A 12,924-nucleotide genomic window follows, 5' to 3' on the forward strand; every position below is an offset into this window, starting at 1 on the left:
GTTTTGTTTCATAAGATCTTTCAACGGAAGTACTAAGTGCCGAATTTACTCGCAAACATCGCTCTTTACGGGTGGCCTTTAGTTGCGTTTTGGATAATGAAAAAGCAGCGACTCAACCAAGCGGTTGTATTGCTGTTTTTAATTCCTTACATGTGGCTGCCCTATGGAATGCGATTCGATTTGCCGCTATTGCCTCCAATTGACAAATGGACCCTACCGGCACTTACCGCGTTTTTTATGCTGAAAGCCAGGGATAAAAACTTTAACTTGTTTCCAAACTCGCGGTTTTTAAACACTGTCTTGATTGGTGTATTTCTGTCTCCCGTTCTCACAGCGTTAACGAATACTGATGTACTGGACTACGGTTTGAATGTTCGCCCAGGCATGTCGTTTCAGGACATTATCAGTGGCGGGTTCAATAATTTCGCACTTATTTACATCCCATTGGTGATAGGCGCGCACTTTCTAGGCTCCGAAGATGCCAAGAAAGATTTTGTATTCCTACTGGCGGTTTGGGGCCTCGTGTATTCTCTTCTATGTCTCTGGGAAATAAAAATGAGCCCACAACTACATAGAGAGATATACGGTTTTACCACCACATCCTGGCGCCAGCAAATTCGAAACGGCGGGTTTCGGCCAGTCATTTTTATGGGACATGGGTTGTACGTAGCCATGTACATGTCTATGGCAACCATTTGTGCCATGTTACTTTTTAAAGGCAAACACAAGTTTATGCAAAAGCAGGGAATGTTAAAGGTGTTTTACCTTTTTGCCATTCTTATCCTGTGCAAAACCTGGAGTGCAGCAATCTATTCGATACTATCATTTTTCATTATTTTCTTCTTCGGCAAACGAAAATGGTTATATCTCGCCGCTGCACTCTCCGTAATTGTGTTTTTGTACCCCACTTTACGTGCCGCCGGATTAATTCCCGTTAATCAAATCAACGCTTACTTCACCGAGTTAGATGAAGACAGAGGCGGCAGTCTGGGCGTCCGCTTAAAAAACGAAGACATATTGTTAGATAAAGCAAGAGAACGAGCATTGTTTGGCTGGGGTGGCTGGGGCAGACAGCGCGTCTACTCCGAATACACCGGTGAGGACTTAACCATTGCGGATGGTACCTGGATCATTATTTTTGGCCAAGTTGGCTGGTTAGGCTATCTGTCGATATTTGGCGCGCTATGCGGCTCTATTGTGGTAGTTTATTTAAGGTATAAAAATGTTGCTGAGGAGGCCATACCACCGTATACGGCGGGGCTTGCCGTTATCCTGTCGATGAACCTGGTCGATTTAGTACCCAACTCCTCGCTGAGCCCACTCACCTATTTAATGGCTGGCTCACTGTTTGGCGCACTCACCCCTATCAAAAATCGGACATAGTCTGTTCGCGCCATCGCCTAGCTCAGGAAATTTACATTGAACATAAAAAGAAAAACTTTCCATTCGACCGCGATACTCGTTTCCGGCTACATGGTGTCGCAGATAATAAGATTTGGTGGCAGCCTAATAACTACACGACTACTCGCACCCGAACTATTCGGGATTATGGCAGTGGTCACTTCAATCGCAACACTGGTAGCGCTTTTTTCGGATGTCGGCCTCAATCTGAGCGTCATCAGAAGCAAGCGTGGTGACGACCTCACTTTTTTGCGCACGGTATTCAGCTTCAAAGTATTGCAAACCAGCGCACTCGCGACTGTAATTGTAACCTTGGCATTGATTTTTTATTGGCTGAATTCGCATAATCTCTTAGCAGAAGGTTCGGTGTATGCCACAAGTGAACTCAGCATCGCACTCTCGATTGTTGCTATTGCCGTTTTTATGCAGGGCTTCCGATCTATCCAGATCGAACTGGCTGCCAGAAACCAAAATGTTGGTCGCCAAACCGCCATCGAAATTTCTGCTCAGAGCTGTTCACTACTGTTTATTGTTTTACTCTCCCGCGAAAACCCATCAATCTATGCCCTTGCGTTTGCTCAAGTTGTTTCAGCATTTGTAACGGTAGCGGGCAGTTACCTGCTATTCCCACGTAAAACATTTGGCTTCGCCTGGGATAAAAGCGCTGTTAAAGAAATTATTTCATTTGGCAAGTGGATTCTGGGTTCCACAGCCATTGTTGGTATTTCGAACAATCTCGACAAACTCTTGTTTGGATTTTTACTTACCAGCACCCAAATGGGCGTGTACTCGATAGCTGCGTTGATTTTTAACGCCATGGACACAGTGTTCAAGCGCATAAATGCCGCCCTCTTCCCCGCTATTAGCCGCGTTATTAGAGAAGGTAAGAGCGACCTTTCCAAGGTCTACTACAAAATACGGCTTTACCGGGATTTAGCGGTCTGTATTCCCTCAGGGCTCGTACTGATTAATGGTGACATTCTAATTTCGCTCCTCTACGACGATCGCTATTTGGACGCCGGTTTTTATCTTCAATTGTTGACGATTGCTCAGCTTATCGAATGCTTTTTCTACAAAAACCAACTGCTCATTTCACTAGGTGAGACGCGGCTACAGTTCGACCTCGCCATAAGGCGACTGGTTGCACTCATAATATTCGTCCCTGCTGGTTACTACTTTTTTGGGGTAACAGGAATATTGCTCGCACTGTCTGCGAGACGCCTAATTGGAGGCTGGTTGATATTTATTCGCTACAGAGAACATTGCGAAATAAAAATACAATATGAGCTGCGCACGGTAGCAATAATTTTGACCAGTATCGCGTTTTGGTTTATTGCACGAATGGCATTGCTTCACGTATTTCCGGCACTCGACCCACAAATGCCCGGTTTGTAGCGCGATACAACCAAAAAGCGTAAAGAGCTTCAACAACCACTCCCACAGAGTTATAAACTGTGCCTTTGCATGAAACAGGCAAGGCATACCAAATTAGAATTTCGCCCTCAGGATGCTTTGCGATGGACATCAGTATTGGAGTCTTTTGTTACAACGAGCAAGACACAATAATTCAAACCCTGAACAATATTTTCGAACAGGATCTATTTAGGTCTGAGCACAGGTGCAGAATTTATGTGCTCGCTAACGGCTGTCGCGACAACTCCATCCCGCTTATACGTGAGTGGGAAGCTAAACTCAGCCTAGAAAAGCAGCTGCAATTCGAACTGCTGGAACTTGGGTTCGCGGGAAAATCCAGAACCTGGAACCATTTTGTTCACAACGTGCTAAGCAGAGAATCGGATGCGGTTATCTTCGCAGATGGAGATATCGCAATTCCAGACCCAGCGGTTTTCAGCAAATTGGTGGGAATGGTTGAAAATTCGGAACTGCTTTTAGCCTCCAGCAGCTTACCCATAAAAGACATAGAGCATTCGGGCGAGAAGCCAAAGGGCCTGGATAAGCTCATCAAAATGGGCGCTGCCGACTTTGAAACTGTCCGCCACTCTATTTGCGGGCAGCTCTATATTGCTCGCGCTTCAACGGTTAAAGATATTTATATGCCTATCGGTTTGCCCGTCGAAGATGGATTTTTACGCGCAATGATCATGACAAACCTTTTTACTCAGGAACGGGACCTCAGGAGAATCGATTCGGAGAAAAGTATCTGGCACGTTTACGAATCCCTGAGAGGAATACGATCATTGATACGTCATCAGATACGTATCGTTATTGGCACCACGATCAATCGTCTTATTTTTCAACGCCTCGATTCACTGCAAGACAGAGACAGCCGCATCGCGGAATTGCGCAAAAGTAGCGAAGATGAAAGCTGGCTCAAAGATCTAATTAACAGCAGCTTACCTGAGTTTCCTTACGGATACATTCACCCAAAATTTATTTTAAAGCGTACCAAAAGCTCTTTCGAAAATAAAAAGCATAAAAGCCTGAAGGGCATCGCAAGCATACTGTTTGGCTTGGCATTTGATATCACTGTGTATATTTTTGCCAATATCAAAATGTCACGCGGTAATAGTGCGGGATTTTGGTAGACAAAAAAAATGCCGGGTTAAAACCCGGCATTAAGGAATTACATATCTAACACGTTGCTCAGCGTCAAATTATTCTGGCGTGGCAGGTACACTTTTGAGAACAGTAAGACGCGGGCACTGGCTGCCTTTAGGGTCTCCAAAGTCGCTCCAATCGTCCATACCTACAAATACCTTGGAGAGATCATGAAAATTCTCTATCTCAGTCATGGATGTACCGCACGGGGGATATTCTTTGGGGATTTCATTGTGTAATGCATACACATGAATACCATTTAAACCCATTGCTGCGAAAGAACCCTCTTCCACAGTTTTAGTATCTGAGAATATTTTATTCCCATACATCAATGAATATGCATGGTACTTGTCCATGCCAACAAATGTGCCGGATACACTTGCATCATCTTGTTCGGGATCGTTGAACCAGTTGTTAATAACTGAAGCGTAATGTGGAACATAAACTTCGGAGAGATTATTACCTCGCTTATAACCACCGGCGGCATAGTCTTCGGGATCTATATTCGGATCCAATTGATTGGCAGTATCCCCAAAGCCCAGCGTACGTATAGTAAGCTTAGCTTTCGCGCCCGGCCCACCCAAGTGATTACCTCGGAACCAGGATTCCTTAACCACAAGCCCCCAGCTTCCCATGATTCTGGAGTTATGCTCATCTGATATTTCCGCTTCAATTCCCGCCATACCACTGTTAACCATAGAGCAGCCGTTGAAACAGCCAATATTAATCAGCGGCAAACTGCCCCTGTAGCCCTTTACCACCATATCAGTAAAAAACACGCCATAGGGATAGGGAACATTTTTGCAATCGATGTTGGGCGTATCATAAGCGTCCGAGCACCAATTCCCTCTGCTGGCGAAATATGCGCGACCGAACTCTTCAATGTTTGGTGTCGCAGACCAATCCAGATCTAGGTCTGTGGCGGTGACCAGGGTAGACGAATGACCAGCATCAAGTGTACCCAACCGAAGCCCCGTTACAGTAATGTTGTATGCCCACCCAGCAGTTACATAGCCTTTGTTGTCGCGTGTAAATTTATCAAAGGCGCGCGCAGCGGAATCTGTACTCACTAGTTCAGGCCCGATCTGAACGTGATACACCAGCGGGCGCTCACCCACGCCATAGGTATCGACGGTTACATTTTTAGCAGCCAGGCTAATTTTTATGTTGTCGTAAGGCTGCGTGGAGCCACGTTGGTACAACACCCTCTTTCCACTCCATTCACCCAACTCTAGAGAGCTGTTGGTGTGAATTGCGCCAGTCGGGCAACCCTGCCAATTACTGCTAGCGGAGATACAGACAGTGTCGGATGGGCTGTAGTAATCTTCCTGAGTTTGAATCTGAACTTTTACGCTTGCATCGTCGTAACTGCCCAAGCTGTCTTTTACCCGGACACGCACGTCGAATATACAAGCCTGGCTGCCACTCACCCAATTTGGGTCCTGCTCCCCTTTACAGTAAAACGTGTGTATCGCCCGTGGAGATCCGCTCATTTGGTGGTTGCGGCTACGCCCGGTTGTATCATAGAAACCCGCATCAGTATCATCGAAGTCAAAATGATAGGTAAGCTTCGACCAGGCAATCGCCAGAGGGTCCCTGCCTCCGGCATAGTCGGTTTCTTTATCAGAGGTGGAGTCCATCGCTGAGAAGTAAACAGTTTCCGGCGAAACGCCGTTCACTCGAGTCAAAACTTTCAGCTCTGCCTTCACGCTGTTATCCCTGTTGCCGGGCGTCGCCACAGTGATATTGCGGCCAACTTTTGCGCGCAACCCACCGCTGTCTTCCACCTCATACAGGATTCTGTAAATACCCGGTTTTTGCGTATTCAAGTCGCTTTCTACATTTAAGTCCGCCAGCAAATTGCCGTCTTCCTCGTCCGTAACCGCAGCAACGTATGGGTCAACGAAATTCTCGCCTACTTCCAGCGTTACCTCATCCTCGCCGTTCAGCTCGATCACTGGCGGATAGTTGGTGGGGATTTCAGGCGTTGGAATTACCGTCGGAATTATTGTCGGTATGACAGAAGGTGTAACCGTCGGCAACGTAGTTGGAATAACCGTAGGCAGCGCACTGGGAACCAGTGTAGGCACAGTAGTCGGGACCATCGTAGGCGTCTGCGTCGGTTCAGCGGAAGGTGGATTGGTAGGCACCACAGTTGGCACAGTTGTTGGATAAACCGTAGGCACGAGAGTTGGGACAACCGTGGGGACAGTGGTCGGCGTAGGCGATGCCGGTACTAATGAAGGTACTGGGCTCGGCTGAACACCAAACTGTCTGGGCGTAGTTTCGTCAAATTTGCTGCTTCCACCGCAAGCGGAGAGCAGTGCTAACAGGCCCCCAACTACAACAAATCGGATACTGGTAGAAATCATATGGTTCGTTAAACTCCCGAGAAACGCTGCTTCCCGAACCAGACTCTGGCCGGGGTATAACGTGATTTAGGATTTCAATACGTAACCTTCAACAAACGTCTTTAGTGGCAATCCTCGGTGCCACAGCCAAAAGTTGAAAGTTCGAACTTTGGAACATGCGTTAAACCTGCTAACACAATATAAGCATTCGCTGTTACGCAATGGTGGTTTTAAAACTAGGGTAGAGTATTAGGACGCAGATTGATTTGCGGATTTGTAATTTTGTGTCGTGATTCCTGTTTTTGGCCGCCAATTTAAGACAACACTCATCTGGATCAACAAATCACACCCTTCTCTTACATAAAAAGCCCGCACTCCGACTCTCGCCAAAACCCCAGCACAGATTTAATTTCACAAATTCAATACTCCTGAACTGCCTAATCGGGCCTTGTGAGTCCCGCAAACAACCAAAGTTCAAAATTCCGTCTAAAGGAAACATTAGTGTAAAGCTTCTGATAGATACCGACGATACCGCGTCATGTAGCTTTTACAAAAAGCTAACGCTTTTTTTAAAAAAATTACAAAAACCAAGCTGTTTTTGCGCAGTAGTCGCAATTAAATTACGGATTTAGAAACCGTCTTTCAAGATCAGCAAACACCAGGATCGCTACCAAACGAACGCCATGAGAAGATAATTTTCGGGGCTGAGTAGCCGCGAAATCACGCTGAAGTAAGCAGTTACTCGCTAGCACTGTGCCCTGGCGGCCCGGGCACGACAACAGGCAGTACCAAGCGACGGCACTGGGTGCCTGTCGCTTCATCATAACCATCCCAGCTTTCTGCGATCGCGTAGTTCAGGGAAGCATCGTGGTAGTTTTCAACAAAATCTGACGCCGTAGCGCACGGGCCAAACTCTGGCGGTACTTTATTGTGCATACTAAAATTGTGTTCGCCTTGCAGGCCGATAACATTAAACGATGGTTTCTCCAAATTGACCGGATCGGTGAAGATGTCATTCCCATACACCAGCGAGTATTTGTAGTACCTGTCTATCCCGACAAACGCGCCCGCCACGCTATTGGGATCCTGATCGTCATCATTAAACCAATTGTTGATGATAGACGCGTAACGCGGCAGGTATATATCTTCGAAAGTCGCGCCGCGGACATGTCCGTTCGCTTGATAATTCTCTGGATCAGCCTCCAGGCTCAATAGATGCGCTGTACCCTCGGAACCGGGCACCCGAACAGTGAGTTTGCCTTTCGCTCCCGAACCACCGATATGATTCCCCCGAAACCAGGAGTCAGTAACCACCAAGCCCCAGCTCCCCATAACCCTGGAGTTGTGCTCTCTGGCGTTTTTTACTTCAACCCCGGCCATTCCACTGTTCACAATCGCGCAACCATTAAAACAGCCAATGTTAATCGTGGGTAAGCTCGATAAATTCGCTTTAATCACAGAGTCCGTAATGAAAACGCCGTAGGGATAATGAATACGATCACAATCTAAATCTGGAAAATCTTTCTCGTTAGTACAATTATTTGCTTGCGACGAAAAGTAGATTTTGCCGTATTTGCTGTCGTTTGGTTCATCCGACCAGTCTGCATCCAAGTCAGTAAGAGTCACCAAAGTCAAAGCATGCCCACCGCTCAGCTTGCCTACCCTCAGCCCGGTCACGGTAATGTTATACGCCCATCCAGCGGTAACATAGCCATCAGCGTCACGCGTGAAGGGTTCATACAACTCGGCGACCGCATTGTTTTTCACCAGGTTGCTACCGACCTCAACAGCATAGATTAAGGGCCGACTGCCATTGCCGTAGGTATCGACGGTGACATTTTTGGCTCCGTGACCGATATGAATATTTGAGTAGGCACCGCTGGAATTCCGCTGAAACAACACCCGCTTGCCCGACCAGCTGCCGTAATCCGGTGTATCCTGCATATGAACCGCACCCGAAGGGCACCCTTCCCAATTTTCCGTTGCCGATACGCAGATAGTGTCGCTAGTTGAGTAGTAGTCATCTTGAGTTTGAATTTCGATGCGAGTTTCAGCATCATCAAAGTTACCAAGGCTGTCTTTCACCCGCACAGCAACATCAAACACACAAACGCCCTTTTTGGCGTCCCAGTTGGGGTCAATGGTTCCGTTACAGTGGAAAGTATGGATCGCTCTCGGTGAGCCACTTAGCTGATGGTTTCTACTGCGTCCGGTCGGCGAAAAGTAGCCGGAATCCGGGTCGTCGAACGAAAAATGATAGGTAAGTTTCGACCAAGCGATGGCCAGCGCGTTATTTCCACCAGAAAGATCGGTCTCGCTTGGCGCCGAAGATTCCATAGCTGAAAAGTACACCGTTTCTGGAGAAACCCCGCGCACCCGCGTGAGGACTTTGAGGCTCGCAACGACACCGTGCTCTTCACCGACCGCAGAGATAACCGTCACATTTCGACCGACTGTCGCGTAATTCGCGTCACTATCGACCACGGAGTAAATCACGCGGTAAATTCCAGGTACATCCGGGTTTACGTTGTTGTCGATTAGGACCTCCGATAACAGGTCGCCGTCCTCTCCATCGCGGGCAGAGAGCAAGCCTGGGTCGACAAAGGGATCCCCTTTTTGCAATACGACCTCCCGCTCACCCGCCAAAACCAATACAGGTATGCCCGCATCGTCGCCGGGGATTGGTGGCGGCGTCGGACTTGGAGACGGTGTCGGACTTGGAGACGGTGTCGGACTTGGGGACGGTGTCGGACTTGGTGACGGTGTCGGACTCGGAGACGGTGTCGGAGACGGCGTCGGACTCGGAGACGGTGTCGGACTTGGAGACGGTGTCGGACTCGGAGACGGCGTCGGACTCATAGACGGTGTCGGACTCGGAGACGGTGTCGGACTCGGAGGCGGTGTCGGAGACGGCGTCGGACTCAGAGACGGTGTCGGACTCAGAGACGGCGTCGGGCTCGGTGACGGCGTCGGACTTGGAGACGGTGTCGGACTCGGTGACGGCGTCGGACTTGCTGACGGAGCCAGGCTTGGCATCGGCTCCATACTTGGCTGAGGCGCCAGCGTAGGTTCAAGTGAAGGACCTGTTGAAGGCGTGGCCGGCGGGTTACTTGGCGCCGGTAGTGGAAACAGCGTAGGCACCGCCGAGACTACAGGAGTTGGCGTCGTCGCCAGTGTCGACGTTCCCGCCGTTGACTCCTCTGTAGTCACGCCATCCGGACTTGCATCGAACTCCTCACGTCCGCCACACGCCGTCAATAAAACAAAAAAGAATGCCAGCGCGTTACGAGCGCTGTAAAAACGGGGAATCATCCTTGCCACCTCAGCCCGCCACCCCAGCGGACTAGCTAGCGCCCAGGCCAATACCAGGCCACAAATCCGTACACCAGACGGTAGAAGTGGAGAGGTCATAGGCGTTTAAATCTACAAATAGGCCCAGAACTCAGCTAAGCGCTGTAAGTGAGACTATAAAGAGATAGGGAGCAAATTTGAAGGCGCAAAAGTACGCAAAGAGGCTGCAAAATAATTACAGACGCCATCTTCAACAATTTGAGACAACGTTCAGCCAGAAACTACACAGGTTAAAGTATTCGCCCTATCAACTTGGCAATATAAATGGCGAAGTTCATGGGCGAAGGAGAGAAGCAAAGCCATTGAAATATCAGAAAACTTACACATTTCGCCAATATTTCAATGGTTCGGGACAGGATCGGCAGGATTAATATCTAATTGCCAGGTTAACAGTAAATACGGCACTTAAACTGCCACAAGCACTTAAATAGGCACTTAGACGGGAAAAGTAGTACGGCATCGTGTATAACGATAAGCGACGGCTTGATCACCACAGTGATGCACACGAAGCAGCGCATAGCGCAGGCCGGAAGTCGCCACTATGCGAGACCAAATCATCTGCGGCAGCCGTTTAAACACCGCAGTTCGACAAATTATGCAATGGCTTCCAGCATAGCGCGTTCAAGTTTCTCTGCGGATTTATCCCAGTCAAATTCTTCGGCGATACGGGCACTGTTCCTACTCATCTCCAACCAGGCCTGAGGATCTGCAGTCAAAATCTTAAGTGCATATTCAGCCATCGCATCCGCGTCATTGACCGCAACCAGATAACCGTTTTCTCCTGGAACCACATAGTCTTCCGGGCCACCGCACAAGGTCGACACTACTGGGCACCCGCACGCGGCAGCTTCCAATCCTGGCATACCAAACCCTTCAAGGGTCGATGGCATCAACCAACAATCGGTTTTTCTATATATTTCCGGTATCTCTTTTTGCGAAGGCTTATAAAAATATTCGAAGTTTGCGGGCAACATATCGTTGAATTTTTTATCAATGAGATGGGACCCAAATGCGTAAACCTTAAGTTCAGGTATTTTTTCTTGCATTTTACGCACAGCATTAAACGCTAGCTCAGCGCCCTTCCAGTTTGCCACGCCATATAGGAATCCTACCGCTGGAACGGGGTTTTTCTCTCGCGCCACATAGTTGAACTGATTCCAGTCGACACCATTGGGCACCAGCGCTGCAGAAGAATCGCCATAGCTGTCTGCCATGAGCGTTTTCAGCCAGCGGGCAATAACAAATTTCTTGATTGGCATCCGGTAAACAGCTTCCACCTCTTCTGGATCGCCACCATACACTTCATGATGGCGAACGAAGTGCCCCTTTGCACCTTTGCTCGCAGGCCAATCCTTCATCCATACCGCAGTGCGCCACCAAGTCGCAACGGTAAAGTCTGCATCGGGGACGTCGCTGGCCAATAGCGGGCGATGAGCTACAGGCATTAGATTAGCAGTACTGGACTCAAGGTGATGCCCCTGCTTGCCCTGTGATTCCCGCTCTTTTTTCTTGTGCTTTAAATAGCTGCGTACCCGCCAAATAGGTGGCGTCTGATCTGGGCGCTCACAATAAACCAGATTCACCTCGTGGCCCCGTCGCACCATAGCTTCTGCGATTAGTCGATTGGACTTCACTCCGCCTGACAGACCCACGTAATCGAAAATCCAATTTATAGTTAATTTTCTCGACATTCTCACTCCAAATTGACCAGACAGCCAGTTTCCTAATTTAATCGTTTAAGCCGAAACTGTGGCAACATACCCATCAATAATCAACACCTAGCGCAGTCACACGGGCGCGACATGATCAAAGACGGGGACAATCGGCAGGTATTCAATACAGCGTAGCCAGCTACGTTTATTCACAGAATAGGGTTTCAGCCTTTAGGTAAAGTTCTTGCATAATTAATGCCCGAAGATATTTACAACTCTCTAGGAGTGGCAAAACATCCCGTTAGCCAAAATCCCAGACACAAACCCTCGACCCCGGTGGCTGCTTTGGCTTCTTTAAGTATGTCCGCCCCGAAAGTTAGAATACACGATACAATGGGTGTCGCTATTTTAGCAGACGACATGGCTCGATTAACTGACGCCCCAGTGCGCTGATGGATACACACGTTTAGGCAGGACGTATGCTGAGTTATCTATACAAAAACTATGAAAAATTAAACAGCTGGCCATTAGTCAGTGCACTAACCGACCAGTCGTTTAAAGCCGCTGGCCCAAAAGTACTGCTCATTACCGAGCCGAATCGAATAAGTTATAACCAGGTCTATCCCTTTCTATATTACCGAGATCTGTTTCGGGAAAAGTTTGATGCGGAGATTCGCATCGTCACTTTACCCGAATACTCCGCCGACAATTATTGCAAACAACACGACGCCGATATCGTACTTTTTCAAACATGGTTTACTATCGACAAATGTGAACTTGTTGCCCTCGTTGAAAAAATACACAAATTAAATCCATCAGCCGATTTACATTTCCTCGATTCTTTTGCACCGACAGATCTTCGCTTGGCAAAGACCTTAAACCCTTATCTAACCTCATATATTAAAAAATCATTGTTAAAGGACAAATCCCGCTATTTAAAACCGCAAGTGGGCGATACCAATTTGATGGAGTACTACTCAGGTTTATTTGACCTGGAAGAAGACACAGTAAACTGGCATGTTCCAGAGGAGTTTTTACCGAAGCTGAAACTCGGACCGACATTTTTTACCGGCCCATGTATTCTGGAGGAATTCCTCGAAAAGTCGCACGCGCCCAAGGGCGACAAAACGATTGACGTCCATGCCCGACTGGCTGCCAACGGATCGTCCTGGTACGGAAAAATGCGACAGCTTTCCATCGACAAGCTCGGCGAAATTTCCGACATTTCTACCGCTACGGGTACGGGAATTCCGCGGCCTCGGTTTATGAAGGAGTTGGAAAATTCAAAAATTTGCTTTAGCCCGTTTGGATACGGGGAAATTTGTTGGCGAGATATCGAAGCGGTCCTCGCAGGCGCTGTGCTGCTAAAGCCTTCGATGGAACATTTGGAAATGGCACCGCATATTCACGAGGCCGACAGCACCTACATTGCATTAAACTGGGATTACAGCGATCTTGAGGAAAAAGTGATCCACCTTATTGGCGCAGAGGAAGAGCGACGCAAAATCGCCGAGCAAGCCTATCAAACCATTCGCGAATATCTCGCCAACAACGCATTTGTAGACCAGTTCGCCTACCTTTTTGAAAAAAGTTAGGCCATTCGAAAAGTC

7 protein-coding genes are annotated in these 12,924 nt (G+C 48.1%); 4 read left to right on the forward strand and 3 right to left on the reverse strand.

Translation table 11 applies throughout. The features are described 5' to 3' along the window. Positions 1-36: 36 nt before the first annotated feature. From TERTU_RS19115 to TERTU_RS19125, 3 genes are all read left to right on the forward strand, one after another. Positions 37-1,383 (forward strand): O-antigen ligase family protein, encoded by a 1,347-nt coding sequence (locus tag TERTU_RS19115; protein WP_015819693.1) that lies wholly within the window; start codon positions 37-39, stop codon positions 1,381-1,383. Between the two features lie 36 nt (positions 1,384-1,419). Further along, complete coding sequence (locus TERTU_RS19120) at positions 1,420-2,796, forward strand: oligosaccharide flippase family protein (RefSeq protein WP_015819116.1); 1,377 nt, start codon at positions 1,420-1,422, stop codon at positions 2,794-2,796. 122 nt (positions 2,797-2,918) lie between these two features. Continuing rightward, the gene (locus tag TERTU_RS19125) at positions 2,919-3,947 is read left to right on the forward strand and encodes a glycosyltransferase family 2 protein (RefSeq protein WP_015818575.1); all 1,029 of its coding nucleotides are present in this window, start codon (positions 2,919-2,921) and stop codon (positions 3,945-3,947) included. A 69-nt stretch (positions 3,948-4,016) separates the two neighbouring features. On the opposite strand, the gene TERTU_RS19130 is transcribed toward TERTU_RS19125, so the two are convergent. The 3 genes from TERTU_RS19130 to TERTU_RS19145 all read right to left on the reverse strand — a co-directional run bounded on the left by TERTU_RS19130 (position 4,017) and on the right by TERTU_RS19145 (position 11,353). Beyond that, positions 4,017-6,065, reverse strand: a complete 2,049-nt coding sequence (locus tag TERTU_RS19130; protein WP_015817980.1) for a DUF5011 domain-containing protein — start codon at positions 6,063-6,065, stop codon at positions 4,017-4,019. A 984-nt stretch (positions 6,066-7,049) separates the two neighbouring features. Continuing rightward, a complete protein-coding gene (locus TERTU_RS19135) occupies positions 7,050-8,933 on the reverse strand; it encodes an immunoglobulin-like domain-containing protein (RefSeq protein WP_266352073.1) in 1,884 nt (627 codons plus the stop codon). Positions 8,934-10,255: 1,322 nt separating this feature from the next. Beyond that, on the reverse strand, positions 10,256-11,353 hold the full coding sequence (locus tag TERTU_RS19145; RefSeq protein WP_015817583.1) for a glycosyltransferase family 4 protein: 1,098 nt from the start codon (positions 11,351-11,353) through the stop codon (positions 10,256-10,258). Positions 11,354-11,793: 440 nt separating this feature from the next. Between TERTU_RS19145 and TERTU_RS19150 the strand changes: the two genes are divergently transcribed. Next, entirely contained in the window at positions 11,794-12,909 is a 1,116-nt protein-coding gene (locus TERTU_RS19150; protein WP_015817263.1) for a glycosyltransferase, read from the forward strand. Positions 12,910-12,924 lie beyond the last annotated feature (15 nt).

Origin of the sequence: Teredinibacter turnerae T7901, assembly GCF_000023025.1 — a bacterium.
Taxonomy (GTDB): domain Bacteria; phylum Pseudomonadota; class Gammaproteobacteria; order Pseudomonadales; family Cellvibrionaceae; genus Teredinibacter; species Teredinibacter turnerae_B.

Bases quoted from the DNA above. Each gene is read 5' to 3' on its own strand.
- TERTU_RS19125 (WP_015818575.1), top strand. From the start codon at position 2,919: ATGGACATCAGTATTGGAGTCTTTTGTTACAACGAGCAAGACACAATA.
- TERTU_RS19130 (WP_015817980.1), bottom strand. From the start codon at position 6,065: ATGGTCCCGACTACTGTGCCTACACTGGTTCCCAGTGCGCTGCCTACG.
- TERTU_RS19150 (WP_015817263.1), top strand. From the start codon at position 11,794: ATGCTGAGTTATCTATACAAAAACTATGAAAAATTAAACAGCTGGCCA.
- TERTU_RS19145 (WP_015817583.1), bottom strand. From the start codon at position 11,353: ATGTCGAGAAAATTAACTATAAATTGGATTTTCGATTACGTGGGTCTG.